General features: G+C 47.1%; 17 protein-coding genes. 10 read left to right on the top strand and 7 right to left on the bottom strand.

What is annotated here, in order from left to right; all coding sequences use genetic code 11:
- Positions 1-112: 112 nt before the first annotated feature.
- From ACFVVF_RS21585 to ACFVVF_RS21595, 3 genes are read right to left on the bottom strand one after another with little or no spacing between them, the layout of a single operon-like run.
- Positions 113-2,401, bottom strand: a complete 2,289-nt coding sequence (locus tag ACFVVF_RS21585; protein ID WP_387814307.1) for a preprotein translocase subunit SecA — start codon at positions 2,399-2,401, stop codon at positions 113-115.
- A 42-nt stretch (positions 2,402-2,443) separates the two neighbouring features.
- Positions 2,444-2,890: a hypothetical protein gene (locus ACFVVF_RS21590; RefSeq protein WP_387814097.1), complete on the bottom strand. Its 447-nt coding sequence runs from the start codon at positions 2,888-2,890 to the stop codon at positions 2,444-2,446.
- A 1-nt stretch (position 2,891) separates the two neighbouring features.
- A complete protein-coding gene (locus ACFVVF_RS21595; RefSeq protein WP_387814099.1) occupies positions 2,892-3,098 on the bottom strand; it encodes a helix-turn-helix transcriptional regulator in 207 nt (68 codons plus the stop codon).
- 202 nt (positions 3,099-3,300) lie between these two features.
- On the opposite strand from ACFVVF_RS21595, the gene ACFVVF_RS21600 reads away from it, so the two are divergent.
- The gene (locus ACFVVF_RS21600) at positions 3,301-3,960 is read left to right on the top strand and encodes a pentapeptide repeat-containing protein (protein ID WP_387814101.1); all 660 of its coding nucleotides are present in this window, start codon (positions 3,301-3,303) and stop codon (positions 3,958-3,960) included.
- 103 nt (positions 3,961-4,063) lie between these two features.
- Here ACFVVF_RS21600 and ACFVVF_RS21605 read toward each other — a convergent pair whose 3' ends face one another.
- Entirely contained in the window at positions 4,064-4,618 is a 555-nt protein-coding gene (locus ACFVVF_RS21605) for an NAD(P)H-dependent oxidoreductase (protein WP_387814103.1), read from the bottom strand.
- Positions 4,619-4,872: 254 nt separating this feature from the next.
- On the opposite strand from ACFVVF_RS21605, the gene ACFVVF_RS21610 reads away from it, so the two are divergent.
- From ACFVVF_RS21610 to ACFVVF_RS21635, 6 genes are all read left to right on the top strand, one after another.
- Positions 4,873-5,271, top strand: coding sequence for a winged helix-turn-helix transcriptional regulator (locus ACFVVF_RS21610; RefSeq protein WP_387814105.1), 399 nt, complete (start codon positions 4,873-4,875; stop codon positions 5,269-5,271).
- 218 nt (positions 5,272-5,489) lie between these two features.
- On the top strand, positions 5,490-6,716 hold the full coding sequence (locus tag ACFVVF_RS21615; protein ID WP_387814107.1) for an MFS transporter: 1,227 nt from the start codon (positions 5,490-5,492) through the stop codon (positions 6,714-6,716).
- Positions 6,717-6,961: 245 nt separating this feature from the next.
- Positions 6,962-8,320: a DJ-1/PfpI family protein gene (locus ACFVVF_RS21620; RefSeq protein WP_387814108.1), complete on the top strand. Its 1,359-nt coding sequence runs from the start codon at positions 6,962-6,964 to the stop codon at positions 8,318-8,320.
- Positions 8,321-8,514: 194 nt separating this feature from the next.
- Positions 8,515-10,380 (top strand): 3-oxoacyl-[acyl-carrier-protein] synthase III C-terminal domain-containing protein, encoded by a 1,866-nt coding sequence (locus tag ACFVVF_RS21625; RefSeq protein WP_387814110.1) that lies wholly within the window; start codon positions 8,515-8,517, stop codon positions 10,378-10,380.
- The gene (locus ACFVVF_RS21630; protein WP_387814111.1) at positions 10,377-11,264 is read left to right on the top strand and encodes a DUF6999 family protein; all 888 of its coding nucleotides are present in this window, start codon (positions 10,377-10,379) and stop codon (positions 11,262-11,264) included. The genes ACFVVF_RS21625 and ACFVVF_RS21630 overlap by 4 nt, the downstream gene beginning before the upstream one ends.
- A gap of 146 nt (positions 11,265-11,410) precedes the next feature.
- A complete protein-coding gene (locus tag ACFVVF_RS21635; protein WP_387814113.1) occupies positions 11,411-11,866 on the top strand; it encodes a GyrI-like domain-containing protein in 456 nt (151 codons plus the stop codon).
- A gap of 73 nt (positions 11,867-11,939) precedes the next feature.
- Here the strand turns inward: ACFVVF_RS21635 and ACFVVF_RS21640 are convergent, their stop codons facing one another.
- Positions 11,940-12,704, bottom strand: coding sequence for an SDR family oxidoreductase (locus tag ACFVVF_RS21640; RefSeq protein ID WP_387814309.1), 765 nt, complete (start codon positions 12,702-12,704; stop codon positions 11,940-11,942).
- Between the two features lie 206 nt (positions 12,705-12,910).
- Between ACFVVF_RS21640 and ACFVVF_RS21645 the strand changes: the two genes are divergently transcribed.
- Complete coding sequence (locus ACFVVF_RS21645) at positions 12,911-13,630, top strand: SDR family NAD(P)-dependent oxidoreductase (protein ID WP_387814115.1); 720 nt, start codon at positions 12,911-12,913, stop codon at positions 13,628-13,630.
- Between the two features lie 36 nt (positions 13,631-13,666).
- Positions 13,667-14,086: a GNAT family N-acetyltransferase gene (locus ACFVVF_RS21650; protein ID WP_387814117.1), complete on the top strand. Its 420-nt coding sequence runs from the start codon at positions 13,667-13,669 to the stop codon at positions 14,084-14,086.
- A gap of 165 nt (positions 14,087-14,251) precedes the next feature.
- Here ACFVVF_RS21650 and ACFVVF_RS21655 read toward each other — a convergent pair whose 3' ends face one another.
- Both ACFVVF_RS21655 and ACFVVF_RS21660 read right to left on the bottom strand, forming a co-directional pair.
- Positions 14,252-14,854, bottom strand: coding sequence for a transglutaminase-like domain-containing protein (locus ACFVVF_RS21655; RefSeq protein WP_387814119.1), 603 nt, complete (start codon positions 14,852-14,854; stop codon positions 14,252-14,254).
- Positions 14,855-14,894: 40 nt separating this feature from the next.
- Complete coding sequence (locus tag ACFVVF_RS21660) at positions 14,895-15,467, bottom strand: DUF4062 domain-containing protein (RefSeq protein WP_387814121.1); 573 nt, start codon at positions 15,465-15,467, stop codon at positions 14,895-14,897.
- 452 nt (positions 15,468-15,919) lie between these two features.
- On the opposite strand from ACFVVF_RS21660, the gene ACFVVF_RS21665 reads away from it, so the two are divergent.
- Positions 15,920-16,873: an ABC transporter substrate-binding protein gene (locus ACFVVF_RS21665; protein ID WP_387814123.1), complete on the top strand. Its 954-nt coding sequence runs from the start codon at positions 15,920-15,922 to the stop codon at positions 16,871-16,873.
- Positions 16,874-16,882: the final 9 nt, after the last annotated feature.

Below are 16,882 nucleotides of genomic sequence, written 5' to 3' on the forward strand. Positions count from 1 at the left end.
TTCCTTCCGTGAGCTGCTGAAGCCAGCCTTATATGTGGTGAGGCTATTATATCGCAGAAAAACGAATTTAAAAAAGGCCGCCAAAACTATGGCGGCGAAAAACTCCACGATATTAATATTTCGGCAGCTTGTGTATCGGCAGCAAAGCCGCCCTCAGAACCTTACGCAAATAGTAAGCTATTACCGTCATTGGTGTCCATGAGCTGCGCTTGTTCTGGATATAGTGATCGCTGATCATATAAGTCCGAGTGGAGGCAGGGCTCTTCAGACCAAGCTTTTCCCACTCCGCCGGATCATTCGAACCTCCGAGTCTTGCAAGTATATCCGCTGACTCTCTATCTATTTTAGCCGGAATTTGCTCATAGGCTTGGGTGATTAGCGCATGGAATTCGTCCATCGGATTGCGGCTGGCAAGGCTCTCTAAGTGGATGCCCTCGCGAATGTAAGAAGCGTATGCCAGATGATCCGCCCAGAACTCGTCGATATAAAAAAGCCGTACCCGCTGCTCCGACGGGCTCATCGGCTGCTCGCCGTTCAAAATTCTGAGCCGCTCCTCATACAGAATTCGTCTCTGATCCTCCACCATATCTGAATAATAGTTCAGTTCCTGGCGAATATCGAAGTTCTGGGCCATGGCAACGCGCTGGATATGCGAGATTTTGCCTTGGAGAACGGGTTCCTCAAGGGGCTCATCTTGCCTGCGGCCTCGAACCCATTTATCAATGCCGAACCGAAGCATTAACTCGTCTTCCAAGCTTATGAAAAATACAGACGAACCCGGGTCGCCTTGGCGGGCAGAACGCCCGCGCAGCTGATTGTCGATCCGCACGCTTTCGTTCACATGTGTACCTATTACATACAATCCGCCAAGTTTGGCTACAACTTCTGCTTGAGTAGGGTTGCCGCCGCCGAGCCGAATGTCGACGCCGCGTCCTGCCATATTCGTGGACACCGTCACAGCCCCGATTTCTCCCGCTTTGGCGATGATCTCGGCTTCTTTGGCATCGTTTTTCGCATTCAGAACATGGCAGGATATACGGGCAGCCGCTAGCGCATTCGCCAGCGTGTCCGACTCCTCGACGCTAGATGTGCCAATGAGCATCGGACGTCCCGTTGCATGAACAGACGAGATTTCTTGTACAAGCGCCTTAAGCTTGGCTTCTTTGTGGGTATATATCCGGCGCGGATGGTCAATCCGTATGTTTGGCCGGCTTGGCGGAATTCGCACAACCTGCAGCTCATAAATCGCTTCGAATTCCGATGCAGAAGCGTATGCGGTGGCTGTCATTCCGCAAACCTTCGGATAGAGGCTAAGGAAGTGTTGCAGGGTAATTGTCCCAAGAATTTTCCCGTCGGATGCCGACTGCAGCCCTTCTTTAGCCGTAAGTGCAGCTTGCAGCCCGTCCGGCAAATGCCTGTTCTCCGCCACGCGGCCGGTATATTCGTCGATCAGCTCGATTTTCCCGTCCCGGACGATGTAATCGACGTCTTTTTTCAATAACGTCTCTACATGCAGCGCGCAATTTAATGAAGACAATAAATGATTATTATGGCTTTCGTACAAATTGCCGCAGCCTAGCAGCGATTCTGCCTTTGCAGAGCCCATTTCATTCAAATAAACGTTCCGCATGGACTCGTCGAAGTCGTAATGCTCGATTTGCTCAAGCTGCCGGGCCACTTCAGCAAAACGAAAGGCTTCGTTGCCGAAAGAGCCCGACACGCCGGCGATGACTAGCGGTACCCGCGCTTCATCAAGAAGCAGCGAATCGGCTTCGTCGACGATGACGTAGTGGAAAGGACGATGTACGGTATCGGCTTCGCTCAGTGCAATCGTGTCACGCAAATAATCGAAGCCTGCCTCTTTTGCCGTAACGTAAGTGATATCCTTGGCATACGCCTCCCGTTTCTCGGGCAAGCTCATGCCCGCTTGAACCGAGTGTACCGTTAACCCGAGGAAACGATAGATCGGTCCCATCCAATCAGCATCCCGTTTGGCCAAATAATCGTTGAAAGTCAGCACATGAACGCCTTCGCCGGTTAACGCATTAAGATAAGCAGGCATGACAGCAGAGAGCGTTTTACCTTCACCGGTATGCTGCTCGATCAGAAATCTCTCGTGCAGAGCGATAGCAGCCATGATCTGAACATCGTAAGGCTGTAAGCTCAGTGTTCTCTTCGCTGCCTCACAGACTAACGCATAAGCATCGATAAGCAACTCGTCCAATGGTGTTCCGGACTTTGCTTCCTTTTGCAGACGGAGGGACTCCGCTAGAAGGTCACCGTCATCCCATGCTTCCAAATTCCGTTTCCTAATGAGCTCCACCTTGCCCTGATAGACTTTCAGTCTATTCTGATTCTCGGAATCTTTGAATTTCTGCATCAACTTGACGGCTGCATTCATAGGCATTTGCTCTCCCCTCGGTAGAAATACGAATAGGTAGAATTAGACGCGGCTATACTTCCACATGGTTAGACCATAGACGAGAAATTGGCCCAATCCTAGCAAGCCGAAAGTGATTAAAGTATAGACAGCATTAGGTGGAATTAACAGGATGGTTATCGCAGCTAAGGGTATACCACAGCCATAGTAAATATAGACGTTCCGGCAAGCTTTGAATGAGATCCATTGCTGCCCCTCATCGACTTCTCGAATTTCAAACGGGATTACGGCCCAGACACTAATGCGGTCTTTCGGATTTCTTCGATTATAAGTCCTTACAAGCAATACCCACAGCACGCCTAGAGGGATAGCAAAGATCGCGCAATAAATTCTTCCCGTCGTAGTCGAAAGCTCCCCTGTCAGCATCAGCTTTAATAGATAAGCCAAGCCTAACGTGCTGAGAAACAGGGTGAGTGAAAGTAAGGGCGAGCGTATAATCCGTGTTAGCATCTTATTCCTCCTCCGCCTTTAAATAAAAAACTTCCTCCACAGGTAATTGGAAAGCTGCGGCAATTTTAAGGGCAAGCGTAATAGAAGGGGAGTAGTCCCCTTTCTCAATTAACCCTACGGTTTGACGAGTGGCTCCAATGGCATCCGCTAGGTCCTGCTGCGACCATCTGAAGCGCGCTCGTAGTTCACGAACTTTATTAACAAGCATACAAGGGGTCCCTTCCGGTTAATGATTAGAAGTTATTGTAAGTTATGTATTGGAAAATGTAAAGGATATATTGCATTTTGGAAGTGATCATAGTCATTGGTGAGTGAAAAGAAGACGGTAACAGGTTCATCACAGTCTCATCTCATCTATGAATTATGGTAGTATTAATTAACATGAATTGAGCTGTGAGGAGGTTCACTCATTGAACAAGAAGCAACTGATTTCCAGGTGGGAGCCAGCTCAGATCGCTGCCGTCAACAAGGCATTAGCTGCTGTAACTGGAAAACAAAACTTGCACAAAAAAGACCGCTCTTTCCCTTCGTCCCCTTATGGCCAAACCGCTGACGGGTTAGAGGATTTTCGAGGGGTCGTTCTGACCGAGTCCATGCAGTATCTTACTGTACAAAACCTTGATCTATCATATGCAGTTTTCGAGCCTGGAGGGGGCTTAATCTATTCTACTTTTACGAATTGCCGTTTTGATGGGGTTAAACTAGATGGCAGATTCATCACGAAGATATTCAAACATTGTTCGTTTCATAAAACAATTCTCAAGAATGCTGCGTTTGGCGAACAGTTTGAGGATTGTGATTTTACAGGCAGCAATTTGAGCCATACGAAAGGAAGAGATGTATCCTTCGTCCGCTGCCGCTTCTCGGATGCTAACTTTCGCGGTGCTCATCTTATGTATTGTAAATTCGAGGGATGTCTTTTTGCAGGAGCAAAGATGGATAACGGATCTTTAGCCGGAAGCAGGTTTCTAGGGGAAACACAACATCTTCCAGATTGGGGCACGATGATCACAGAGCACGTCAAGGTTAATGGAGAAGCTTTAGTGCTTGATCCTAGTCGCGAAATTTAGAGGCCGCGAAACGCTACAAAGTGAACACATCGCTCCAAGCTATAGCAGCTTGAAGCGGTGTGTTTGTTTGTTCTCTGGTTAATATTGTACGGAGTTGCTTATTTTAAGAGGCCTTTGTATTTTCAACGAGTACATCTGCGGAGGCACGGATATGTTCTGCATACTTGCGTGCTTCCAATTTCAGCTGGTCATCCGTGGCTTCCAGGGTATCGTATATAACAAAGGCAGGCAAGTAGACAGCGCCGGTATATTTGATACTTATCTGTAAAGGCCTTAAGAACTCATTTATCGTGAACTCATAGTGGCCGGTTGAACGATAATTGTGTTCGCTGCCGCCTGCTGTTGCCGCCACGATGAATTCCTTGCCTTTCAGATTATCGCCGCCTGTCCCATACGCCCATCCGTACGTTAACACATCGTCCAGCCATTTTTTGAGCAGCGGCGGGGTACTGTACCAAAATAAAGGGAATTGAAGTACTACACGGTCATACTTGGTCAGCAGTTGCTGTTCTCTCTCGATGTCGATGTTCCAATCCGGGTACTCCTCGTGAAGGTTGTGAACATCAATATTATCATAAGGACTCAGTTCATCAATAAGAGCACGGTTGGCTCGAGACTGATCGAAGGACGGGTGGGTAACAATGACTAAAATTTTCATGGGAATCTTCCTCTCTCCACAAGATGGCGTCAGCGCTTGACTGCTCCATTATTGTTGAGGAATTAATTCCTGTAAAGTACGCTGTTTTCTCATACTAAGTCGGGTTGAAAGTACCTTCGTTACTGAATTTCCATTAGTATGCTAAAGCGTACTAAGTACACTTTTTGAGCGTATTGGTTAACCGCTTTTCTTTTGTTACAATAGCAGTACTCTAAAGGTATTACAAAAAAATATGAGTATTTGAGGGATCATCGATGGCCGAAGATATAAACAATTCTTATTTAACAAATGGAGTCATAGCAACTCTCCAAGTCATTGGAGGGAAGTGGAAGCCGATTATTTTATATATTTTGCTGACGGAAGGTACCAAACGATTTGGAGAGCTGAGACGGATGATTCCAACTATCACCCAAGGGATGCTTACCAGCCAGCTTCGTGAGCTGGAACGAGATGGCATGATCGTTCGGAGGGTGTATCAGGAGATTCCGCCTAAAGTTGAATATTGCATTTCTGAGCATGGGCAAACCCTCAGTACAGTTCTTAATGATATGTGCGGGTGGGGATTTCATCACATCGAGCATAAAAAGAACAAGGAAGATCGGGATCAGCCATCGCTTAATTTCACTGACCATGAAATCGATACCCGTGCTTGACTAGTTCAGCTTCGTCAGAAGCTATCTGGTTTCTCTTTAGATGCCTTTTCCTCTAACCGTGCTAGAGGGATTACTTTTTCTATATAATAAACATTTTCATTTAAAAAGTTTATATTGACACTGTAAAATTTGTGTATTACATTCACAACATACTTTTTATATGTTTATGTTTATTAAGTGGTCGGAATGGAAATTGGCACTGGCTGGGGGACAATCAGATGGCTTTATTATTCAGAAACAGGGGCATTATGCTGCTCCTGATGTTTAATTTGTTTTTGGTCTTTGCCGGCATCGGTCTGGTTATACCTGTCATTCCTAAATACATTACAATGCTGGACGTTAACGGAAGCATCGCCGGTTTGCTTACCGCCTCCTTTGCGTTCACACAGCTGGTCTTCTCGCCGCTGGCAGGGCGGCTGTCTGATTCCTTCGGGCGTAAGCGCATTATTATAGCTGGTATGCTGGTCTTCGCCTGTGCGGAGGTCATATTCGGATTAGCGGATTCTGCTCTGCTGCTCTTTGTATCCCGGATGCTGGGAGGCATTAGCGGAGCGCTTATTATGCCAGCCGTTATGGCTTATGCAGCGGATATCACGACCGAAGAAGAGCGTGCCAAAGGAATGGGTTTTATCAATGCTTCGATTTCGACAGGCTATATCATCGCTCCTGGTATTGGAGGCTTTATTGCGGAGTTTGGTATTCGCGTGCCGTTCTTTGCTGCTGGAGCAGCCGGACTGATTGCTGCAGTTCTGACGATGATTATACTACCGGAATCGCTGCCATCGATTGTGAAAACTGATAAGAACAGCGACAAGGCATTGTCTCACCCGGCGCCGAAATTGCTTCAGCAGCTGCGTTTCGCTTACCGTGAACCGTATTTTATAAGTTTAATTATTGTGTTCGTCATGTCGTTTGGACTTGCTAATTATGAAGCGGTGTTTGGCCTATTCGTCGACCACAAGTTTGGCTTTACACCGAAGGATATCGCCTTTATTTTCACATTTGCGTCTATCGGGGGTGCGGTCATTCAGCTGACTATTTTCGGCTGGGTCATGAACCGTTATGGTGAAAAGCTGGTCATCACATTATGCCTGCTCGCTGCAGGAGTGTTCGTGCTACTGACATTATTAGTCGAGCAATACTGGCTGATCTTCGCTGTAACCTTTGTTATATTTTTGGCTATTGATCTTCTGCGTCCGGCCATTAGTACGCAAATGTCCATGGCCGCCCAAGAACAGCAGGGGTATGTGGCAGGACTTAACTCCTCCTTTACCAGCCTGGGCAATATTATCGGACCGATAGCCGCAGGCATCCTATTCGATGTGAACCTGAACTTCCCTTATGTAGCTGCTGGAATTATTTTAATCTTGTGCTTTGGACTTACTCTGTTCACAGGGAGGAAGCGCGTACAGCATGCAAGTATCAATAGGATAAATGATATGTAATGACAAACAGATTTAACATAGAACCCCTATGGAAGAGGGCATTGTTCTTTGATCACCAAATGCTATGAAAATAAATGGAGCAATAGCTCTATCGAGTCTTGCGAAAAAAAGAGAACAGACCGGGGTCCAGCACCTGTCCCGACCTAAGTTGAGAGCCGCTCACCCTCTGCAGCCCGATGATAGACGCGGTTTGGATTGTTATCATTTGTAGGGCAAACAATCCAGTGCTAAAGGGGAACACACAAGTGAAAGCAGTATTGCGAGTTATGATTTATCTCATTCTATTTGTCATTGTCGTTGGAGGGACAGGGGCGGCAGGGTTCATTAACACAATGAATGCGGGCATGTCGATTTATGATAAGACGGCTCCATCTTTAACGAATGTACAAGTGCCGGAATATGACGCCGAAAAACCGACAGTGGCTGTGCTGCTGGCTAACGAAGTGACTGAAGTGTTCGATTTTCTCGTTCCGTACGAGATGTTTGCAATGACAGGAGCTTACAATGTATACGGTGTTGCACCTGACCGCAGCATTAAATCTCTCACCGGGGGACTTGATGTCGTTCCTCATTATTCATTTGATGAAATGGACGCGATGCTGGGTAAAAGCCCGGACATTATCGTCATTCCGTTTATGCCGATACTAGATGACCATAAATATGCGCCTGTCCGTGAATGGATTCAAAAGCATTCAAGCGTGAACACGACATTGCTCACCATCTGTAATGGCGCAGAGAATCTAGCGGATACCGGATTGCTGAACGGCAAATCAGCCGCGACGCATTGGGGGGATATTAACAGGCTGATTAAGAAATATCCTGAGGTTCAGTGGGTGAAAGACCAGCGCTATGTGCCGCAGGGCAATATCGTATCTTCTGCCGGTCTGACATCGGGAATCGATGCAACGCTGTATGTTATTTCCCAGCAGTTAGGCGATACCGCTGCGAGAACGGTAGCGGAACATATGAACTATCCTTCTTACGATTACGTGCAAAATCCGTATATGAAGCCATTCCAAGCCGGATTGAGCGATATTACATACGTAATGAATAATGCGTATCAGTGGAACAAAGTTAAAGCGGGTGTGCTGCTCTATAATGGCGCGGATGAACTCGATTTGTCCGCCGCATTTGATACGTATGCCGCTTCCGGAACGACAACGACACTAACGGTATCCAGCAGTAATGAAGTCATCGTAACGAAGCATGGCCTGAACTTGGTTGCGCGCTATCAGACTAGAGACGTGCCGAAGCTTGCGAAAATGATTGTCGTAGGGGCGGATGCTGAGACTACAGCTGCCGAGGACATCAAGCAATGGAATAACAGCGGGCATAGTTCGAAGCTGCTTTACTTGCATCGCGATCAGTCAGACCGCTTTGCCATGGACGCTGCATTTGAAGACTTGGCTGCACAAGAAGATGTCCGGACAGCGCAATTTGCGGCTAAGCGGCTTGAATACCGTGCTGCCGATCATTTGAAGCTGAAAGGCAGCTCATTCTCTTACGAAGCGTTTGGCATACCGGTTGTGCTCGGCATCCTGTCCTTGCTTATCGCTTGGTTCATCGATAGGCGTTTTATTAGCAGGAAACAAAGAAGAGCATAGTTATGGAGATAATTAAGGCATTTAGAAATTAGCAAGAGGCCGGTATGAGGGGATTTATAAGGCCTCATGCTGGCTTCTTGCTGAATTGCAGTGATTGTGCAGATTACACTAGTACTATAAAAAGTTGGAACTATCCGTAGACGGCTCCATCAGAGATTATGGGATATATACCCTATTCTACTGGAGGTGCACGGATGAACGACGTTTACGTGACAAGTATGGGAAAGTTCCTTCCGGGAGAGCCAATCGGCAATGAGGAGATAGAAGATTACCTGGGCCGAATCAACGGCAAGAGCTCGAAGTCCATGAGACGCATCCTTGAGCAAAATAAAATCCGCTATCGCCATTATGCCATCGATAAGGAGCAGCGCAGCTTGTACAGCAACGCCGAGATGGCGGCGCTGGCCATTCGCGATGCGCTGAATCGCAATCCGAACGCACCTGAGAACGACATCGATTTCCTTGCGGTGGGAACAACGCAGGGTGACCTGCTTGTTCCCGGCTTCGCAAGTATGGTTCATGCGGAGACGGGCTTGCCCGTCATGGAGATCGCAACTCATCACGGCGTATGCGCCAGTGGCATGCAGGCGATGAAAAACGCCTTTCTGCAAGTGCTGTCTGGCGAGAGTCGTATCGCGATATCCTGCGCCAGCGAGTTTCCGAGCCGCGTCTTCAAGCATACACGGTTCGAAGCGCAGCAGGCTTACCATGACAGCGCGGTGCCATTCGATACGGACTTTCTCCGCTTCATGCTGTCGGATGGTGCTGGAGCGGCCATTTTGCAGAATAGTCCTGCTCCGAGCGGCTTGTCGCTTCGTATCGAGTGGATCGACAACAAGTCCTATGCGAACAGCTATGACGTATGCATGTACGCAGGAAGCAATATGGATAACAAGGAACATGCCAGCTGGCAGGATTACCGGACGATTCACGATGCTGCCGATGATGGCGCGATCAATCTGAAGCAGGATATCCGGCTTGTGAATGAAATGCCGAAGGTGGGGGTGGACCGCTTCTTCGAGCTTGTAGAGGAGGGAGCAATTGATCCGGCTTCGATCGACTGGATGGTGTGTCATTATTCCTCGCACTTCTTCCGTGATGAAATATTCCGTCTGCTGCAGCTTGGCGGCTTAACGATTCCGGAGGAGAAATGGTTCACCAATCTGTACACGCGGGGCAATACAGGAGCGGCATCGATCTACATTATGCTGGAGGAGCTGCTTGGCAGCGGCAAGCTGACGCCCGGCGAGCGCGTACTATGCATGGTGCCGGAGAGCGGCCGGTTCCAGACCTCATATATGCTGCTGAACGTTGTTGGCTCTAAGGACGAAGTGCCTCAGTCAACCTTCGAGGAGCGGTCGCCGGAAGCGCCGAATTTGAAATATGACAGCACAAATGATGTGCAAGCTCACCTCGTTCGCCAGCTTGTGCGTGTATGGATCGATTTTGAACAGAAGCTGGCCCGCGTGCCGATTATTCATAAGCTGTATCATGGGAAATTCTCGATGAACGACTATAAATCGCTGATGGAAAATATCCGCCAGCAAGTTATCGACGGCTCGCAGTGGATCGCGCGTGCAGCGTCCTACATTCCGATTGAGCATATCGATCTGCGATCGACGTTCATTGCTCATGCACGCGATGAGCATCGTGATTTTCAAATTCTAGAGCGTAATTATGCAGCAGTTGGGGGAGATCTGACAGCCATTCAAGCTGGGGAGAAAAATATCGGCAGTGAGGCGTTGTCGGCCTACTTGTTCCAGCGTGCGAGCCGTGACAACCCCGTCGACCTCATCGGTGCTATGTGGATTATCGAGGGACTTGGCTGCCGGATGGCCCGTTATTGGGGAGAAATGATTCGCGATCAGCTGGGGTTGGACGACGAGCAGGTCTCGTTCTTGCTCTATCATAGCGATTCCGACGAGCTGCACTTTGAGCGGTTGGAGACGGTGGTGCAGCACCCGCTGCTAACAGCCGATATTGCAGACCGCATTGTCAAGACGGCCAAGACAACGGCACGGCTCTATTTGCTGCAATTAGAGGAGCTGAATAACGTATGAGCGAGGCGGACTTTTTTCGCAATATGGCACATGACCGTGACGACCCGAATCCTTTTCTGGCAATTTATCTTGATCAAAGCATTCCCTTCAATGAGGAAGCAAAGGCTGCCTACTTAAAGGATTGCTCAAGCCGGTCGCGACAGTTTCTGCTCCCGCTGCTTCGCCCGTTTGCCCGTCTCCTGATCATATTGCTGCAAATTTATAAGATCATCGTACCGAAGGCGCTCACGTCTTCCCGGGTGCTGCACCGCGTGCTGCATTGGGGCATGAAAACGTTCGTCAGCCCGAGCGCCAACTATATGATTCTGCGTCATTTCTATCTCGGGTCGGAGGTGCTCCAGTTCATTCGCGACAATGTTCCGGGCGTTAACATAACGATGAACCCGCTTAAGCCGACCAATCTGGAGCCGGTGAAGGACGATTTATTCCTTATTCATGATTTGAACCTGTACAACTTCGTCATTAACTTGAACAAGGAGCTGCTGGATAAAGGGATTGAAGTTACCAAGCAGGAACGTCTAAATTTCTCTGCCATTACGTCTACGCCATTGCCTATTGATGCCATGCCGAAGCGTTGGACGAACTTTATGGATCTTACGACCGCAATTGAATGCTTTACGCCAGTCTACCAATTATTCCTGACCGATAATGATTTCTGGCGGGCGACCAATTCCTTGCAGCTGGATGAAACGATAGGCATACTCGCTTCGAAAATCATCGGAAGCAATGACCGGCTTGCGCTCATTAACAACAAGCATCCGATGGTGCCGCTGACAACGCTAAGAGCCGGGTTTCGTTTGGTGCTGCATGGACTCGCGACAGAGCAGCTGCACGCTTTGCTCGTTGAGCTTAAGGAAAAGCAGGAGCGGGAGCTTTCTGCCTGATGACTCGACACCGCTGGAGTGATCTAGCGGTGTTTTTTTCTCAATTAGATGATAGTGTTCAAAGATTGTATTTGGTAAAATATCCATATATTTATAATCATTTAAGGATCATAGGCGGCTAACTCATATTGCGAGGAGAGAGGTTCATGCAGAACAATCAAATCGAGATCGTGACGCTGGAGGCGAAGCATTTCGTTGGCGTTCCTGTAACGAATGTTTTTAAAAGATTCGACAAGGGAAGCATTAACGAAGCAAATCGATTATTTCTGGAAAGAAAGATTGAAATTAAAAGAGTTTTGAATGAACATCAGTATGTATGTCCTCATTTTGCGAATGATGTACTTTTTACCTACATCTACTGTATGGAAGTTGAGAATATTGAGGATATCCCGAAAGGCATGATCGGCTTCACTGTAGACAGCCAATCCTATGCCAAGGTGAGAGCTGTGGATCAGGACCCGTATGTACTAATCAAAACGTTCTTGAAAGAAAATGATCTGAAAAATAATACGTTGGCGCTTGCGCTTGAAGTATTCAAATTTGGAGAAGAACAGCATTTTAATAACGCGGATATTTTTGTTCCGATACTTCAGGGAGAGTAGAGGCTTCAAAGTAAAAAAGCTAGGGGAACACCTTCCCACTGCTTGAAGCAGTGGGAAGGTGTAAAAACTAAACTTACAAATGAGAACCGCCGCTTGCATCAATTAATTGTCCGGTAATCCAGCGGCTGTCTGCTGAAGCGAGAAAAGCAGCAATGTCTGCAATATCTTCAGGCTCTCCCCACCTGTTGAAGGTTGAAAGGCTGGCAGCATATTTTTGTCCATTTGGGTCTTGCAGCGTGCCCGCATTCATCTCTGTGTTAATAATGCCAGGCTGAATCGCATTGACGGTAATATTACGGCTCCCAAGCTGCTGGGCTAAGGCCAGGGTAAACGTATCGATAGCACCTTTGGACATACTGTACGTAAAAACGCTAGGGGAAGCTGCGCGTGTAACAAATGATGAAATATTAATAATGCGTCCCCCGTCATGGAGACGCGGTAAAGCTTGTTGAGTAACAAAAAGCGGTGCTTTCACATTCAGGTTCATGACTTCATCAAAACTTTGCTCGGTTGCTTCCTCCATGGTTAGTATCTGACCGATTCCAGCGTTATTCACAAGGATATCAAAACGATTATCTCCTGTACGTTCCCGCAGCGCTTCATCGAAAGCTGCGTATAAATCATGAATACCATTGAGGGAATTGAAGCTGGCACCGAGCGTGAAAGCAGTACCCCCGCTTTGCTCAATTTCATGAACAACTTCAGCAGCCTCATCTTGCCTTTTTCCATAGTGTACGGCAACAACTGCACCTTCTTGAGCTAGACGCAACGCGATACCGCGACCAATTCCCCGGCTTGCACCGGTTACTAGAGCGATTTTGCCTATCAGTTTTTGCATATTTTCATCTCCTAATTTCAATTTCATTGTAACTATATCACTAGGCGATGTTTGAAATGTTGCGCTCTCATTCCGGGCAGGGAGGGTCGTTAGTTTGGTATGCTAGTACTATCTCTGAAGTGAAGGTTTGGCTTCAAAACAAAGAATGGTAAGGCCTTCCTCACATCAAGTAATGCTCGAATAGAAAAAAAGGAGGTTTTAAATATATGAAGACCTATCTTGTGTTTGGTGCAAGTAAAGGCTTAGGAGATGCATTCGTCAGAGGAGTGCCCCAGCAGGGCGATAAGGTGTGGGTGGTATCCCGCAGTAAACCTGACAGCTTGAACTTGGAGGATGGTGTGCAACGGATATGGATCAAGGCAGATTTGTCTGAACTAGATGCCGCTGCAGTTGTTGCCGATGAATTGCGTGAGGAAGTATTGGACGTTCTCATATACAATGTCGGCATTTGGGAAAAGGAGGGCTTTGAAGATCACTATACATTTGATAAGGATGAGCCTGCCGATATAAGCCAGCTTATTCATGTGAATGTAACCTCCACCATTGTATGCGTGCAGGCATTGTTGCCCGCTCTTCGCAAATCAGAAGCTGGGAAAATCATTCTAATCGGCTCGACCGCTGGTTTAAATAATGCAAATAGTACGCAAGTCGCTTTTGTCGCATCCAAATTCGCAATACGTGGCATTACAGAGGCGCTGAGAGAGCATACGAGACAAGACAGCATTGCCGTTACTTGTATTAACCCTGGTGAACTGGCTGCCGAGATTCCCTATGAAGAGGGAAGTGAACGGGCGCTTTCTGCCTATAATGGGACACGTATTCCGCTTCAGGATATCGTTGCTCTGGTAAAATGTGTAGTTAGCTTATCCAAAGCTGCATGTGTGAAAGAGATTAATATCCCGGCACTAACGGATATGAACACATAGAAAAAATAGAAGAAAGAACAAGTTAGGAGAACCACAATGATAATTAGAGAAGCAAGTGAACAAGACTACCCGGAGCTAAGAAAGATCTATCTGGAATCACGTCAGCAGAACTTTCACTGGGCGAATAGTAATGAGATGACACTGGAGGATTTTGACCGGGATACGGTTGAGGAACAAATTATTGTAGCAGAGGACAATTCACGTATCGTCGGTTTTTCCTCTCTCTACTTGCCGGAGAACTTCATTCATAACTTATTCGTACAGCCTGGCTATACCGGCAAGGGCGTGGGGGCGGAGTTGCTCCAGCATGCACTAGAAACAATGAACAAGCCTATAAGGCTTAAATGTGTATCCGAAAATCATAGAGCCTTGAGATTTTACGAAAGTAACGGCGGGAAAAAAGTTGTGGAAGAAGGCAACCCGGGAGAAAAGTATTGGGTTGTCGTATTCGAATAACGTAAGTCAGGGGGCACATATGATAGAGCCAGGCATATACGTAAGAGGGGCAACAAGAGATGATGCACACCATCTAGTTGCCCTGAGCGCTCAAATTATATACTGAAAGACTATGTTATTTTTAAAAAGAGGCTATAAGCTAGCGTGATTCTTGTCTGCCCCACATTATTCTATGTCAGATGGCAAGTGAAGCTCAGAGCCGTTAGCGGCTTGCTTGAGTATCGTTATTAAGTTTTGATTCGGATGGATGTATATAGTCGGGTAGTCGATCTCTCCGCAATGACTCCGAATAGGAAAGGCCAGCTGCTCTTTATCGATAGAGAATTGGGCGTTTATTCCCGTTTTATTGCCGCGGGCATCCAACCGAATCCATTTGTTTAACGTGCTTAAATAGACAGCGTTTAACCCATGGAGAGCATGACCTGCGTCCGGTGTGTCTCCATAGGCAAGCTTTTGGTAGCAAAATCCCGCCGGTATGCCTTTATTTCTTAATATAGCCCCTAGCAGTATCGATTTTGCATAACACAATCCTTCCTTGTGCTGGAGAATATCAGATGCTTTGTAAGTAACACGAGAGCTGCCAATATCGGCAGAGTGAAAAACTTGATCGCGGACATATTCGAAAGCGGCCTGTACAAATTCAACTTCATTCTTAGCGCTGCTGCTCAACTCATTTGCCTTTTCTGCTATTGAGAAATGGGAATGGTCGACTTCATCCGTCTCTATTAAATAGTCATTCATATTGCCCGATTCAACGATTAATTGCATAGTTCCGGTTCCTCCGTTTCTAATTCATTATAATCGGTTGTCATTTGCGACCCCGTTGTAATCTCTCTAACGCAGCACGCAGCTCCGCATTCTCTTTCTGTAACCTTTGCACATCCGGGATATCCTTACCGGAAAACCAGCCAGGCAGTTTCTCTGCATACTGGGGCAGTTCTCCCCGAATGACCCTATGAATGTGCCGTTCATCCTCAACATGAAATACAGGTATGTTTTCAAATACGGATTGCTTGAACGCTTGATACTTCTCATAGCTTTCATTTTGGGTGAAATCATACGGCTTTTGCCTCAAGGCCTCATCCGTGAGTACAAAAGCAAATCGCGGTTTTCCGAGCTCTCCGGCATAATCATATTCCCAGTGCGTGTAGCTTTGTGATTCATCAGGAAACATCAAGCCGTAGAGCCCTCCAAGAATGAGAATATAAACATCGGATTCGCTGATCCATCTTTTTAGCGTAGAAAGAGGGCTTTCTTTAGCAAATTGCTCAATTCCAGCAGGAATGTGGCCGGCATGAAGCACCGCTTGCACAGCGGCATGTCTTTCCTCTACTAGATCGTTGAAGGTAGAAGATATATAGACTTGTAGTTTTTTTCGCATAGGTCACCTGTATGAAATGAATTTAAGTTGTACCATAAGCAGCAGTATCGCAGCGATTAGCCTTTGGTATGAATATTATAGCAAACTGTAATTTGTAGAAGCTATCTACGCATCAAAATGTAAAAGTGCAGGTAGATAGCCGGTTTTCCGGCCATTTATCGCCTCAAACTGCAAAAGTGCAGGTTGTTTAGCCGAAATCAGCCGAATAGAGCCGCATAGACCGATTTCAAATGCACATTTGCATTTTGATCGTTGTTTTAGCCATTTTGGGGCGAATCAAAATGTACTTTTACATTTTGAGACGCAAGAGCGATCGGCTATTCGTACAAAGTAACAACTTTTTGCCGAAATGGCACTATTTTTATCCGAAAAATCTATTGTTTGAGCCATGCCCCCCTCCTATAATGAATGTAAATGAGAATTATTATCAGACAGATGGAGGGTCAACAACGATGCAAGCACGCAGAATGAAATATGTATGGATGGGCGTTGTTCTTGCGCTTATGGTGGCTGTGGTCAGCGCCTGCGGCGGAGCAGCCAATAGCGGGAAGAAAGAGAAAACCCGTGTTGTCAGCACGGTGAACGGTGATGTGGAAATTCCGGTAGAGCCTAAGCGAATTGTAGCTTTGTACTATCATAATATTTTGCTCGCATTCGATATGAAGCCGGTTGGAGCGAACCTGACCTGGTGGGGAGGCAGCCCGTTTCTGAAGGATGTTGAAGCGGACGGAATCGTAGATGTAGGCGGCCCGCCGTCTCCGGAAGCGGTAGCCGCACTGGACCCGGATCTGATCATTATGAACAGCAATAACGCGGACGATTATGAGCAATATGCCAAAATCGCCCCATCGGTGCTCATTCCTTACGATCCTGCCAACAGCGTCTATGACGATTCGAAGCTGCTTGGCGAGGTGCTGGGCAAGCCGGAGGCAGGCGAGAAGCTGCTCAAGCAATTTGAGGAAAAGGCTAAAGCCGCAAGAGAGAAGCTCGCTGGTAAAATGGATGAGAATGCGAAGGTGGCCATTATCCGGATCGATGCAAAAGGCGGCCAATTCTCTATCTTTGGCTATAACTACGGAAGGGGCGGCTGGTCGGTGTATAAAGGCCTGAATCTGAAGATGCCGGCCAAAATCGAGAAGGAGCTTAACGATCAGAACGCGCAAATCGTTCAGAAGCTGTCGATCGAGCTGCTCCCGGAATATTTGGCTGATGCCGACTATGTTCTGGTATCCAATGAGGGCGAAGGGATGGACAGCCTTGCGAACCGCGATGTCTGGAAGACGATCCCTGCTGTCAAAAGCAATAAAGCAATCGAGCTTGACGGCAAACAATATTTTTATTTCGATCCGATATCGATTGAAGCTCAGCTTGACTTGATTACTGAACTGCTGCTGCAACATTCTTAATCAGTTCTG

The sequence above is a fragment of the Paenibacillus sp. NPDC058174 genome, assembly GCF_042883865.1.
Lineage (GTDB): Bacteria > Bacillota > Bacilli > Paenibacillales > Paenibacillaceae > Pristimantibacillus.

Excerpts from the sequence above, each read along its gene's own strand:
- ACFVVF_RS21640 (WP_387814309.1), bottom strand. The coding sequence starts at position 12,704 with ATGCAAAAACTGATAGGCAAAATCGCTCTAGTAACCGGTGCAAGCCGG.
- ACFVVF_RS21655 (WP_387814119.1), bottom strand. The coding sequence starts at position 14,854 with ATGCAATTAATCGTTGAATCGGGCAATATGAATGACTATTTAATAGAG.
- ACFVVF_RS21635 (WP_387814113.1), top strand. The coding sequence starts at position 11,411 with ATGCAGAACAATCAAATCGAGATCGTGACGCTGGAGGCGAAGCATTTC.
- ACFVVF_RS21585 (WP_387814307.1), bottom strand. The coding sequence starts at position 2,401 with ATGAATGCAGCCGTCAAGTTGATGCAGAAATTCAAAGATTCCGAGAAT.
- ACFVVF_RS21605 (WP_387814103.1), bottom strand. The coding sequence starts at position 4,618 with ATGAAAATTTTAGTCATTGTTACCCACCCGTCCTTCGATCAGTCTCGA.
- ACFVVF_RS21630 (WP_387814111.1), top strand. The coding sequence starts at position 10,377 with ATGAGCGAGGCGGACTTTTTTCGCAATATGGCACATGACCGTGACGAC.
- ACFVVF_RS21595 (WP_387814099.1), bottom strand. The coding sequence starts at position 3,098 with ATGCTTGTTAATAAAGTTCGTGAACTACGAGCGCGCTTCAGATGGTCG.
- ACFVVF_RS21660 (WP_387814121.1), bottom strand. The coding sequence starts at position 15,467 with ATGCGAAAAAAACTACAAGTCTATATATCTTCTACCTTCAACGATCTA.
- ACFVVF_RS21610 (WP_387814105.1), top strand. The coding sequence starts at position 4,873 with ATGGCCGAAGATATAAACAATTCTTATTTAACAAATGGAGTCATAGCA.
- ACFVVF_RS21590 (WP_387814097.1), bottom strand. The coding sequence starts at position 2,890 with ATGCTAACACGGATTATACGCTCGCCCTTACTTTCACTCACCCTGTTT.
- ACFVVF_RS21615 (WP_387814107.1), top strand. The coding sequence starts at position 5,490 with ATGGCTTTATTATTCAGAAACAGGGGCATTATGCTGCTCCTGATGTTT.
- ACFVVF_RS21625 (WP_387814110.1), top strand. The coding sequence starts at position 8,515 with ATGAACGACGTTTACGTGACAAGTATGGGAAAGTTCCTTCCGGGAGAG.
- ACFVVF_RS21645 (WP_387814115.1), top strand. The coding sequence starts at position 12,911 with ATGAAGACCTATCTTGTGTTTGGTGCAAGTAAAGGCTTAGGAGATGCA.
- ACFVVF_RS21665 (WP_387814123.1), top strand. The coding sequence starts at position 15,920 with ATGCAAGCACGCAGAATGAAATATGTATGGATGGGCGTTGTTCTTGCG.
- ACFVVF_RS21650 (WP_387814117.1), top strand. The coding sequence starts at position 13,667 with ATGATAATTAGAGAAGCAAGTGAACAAGACTACCCGGAGCTAAGAAAG.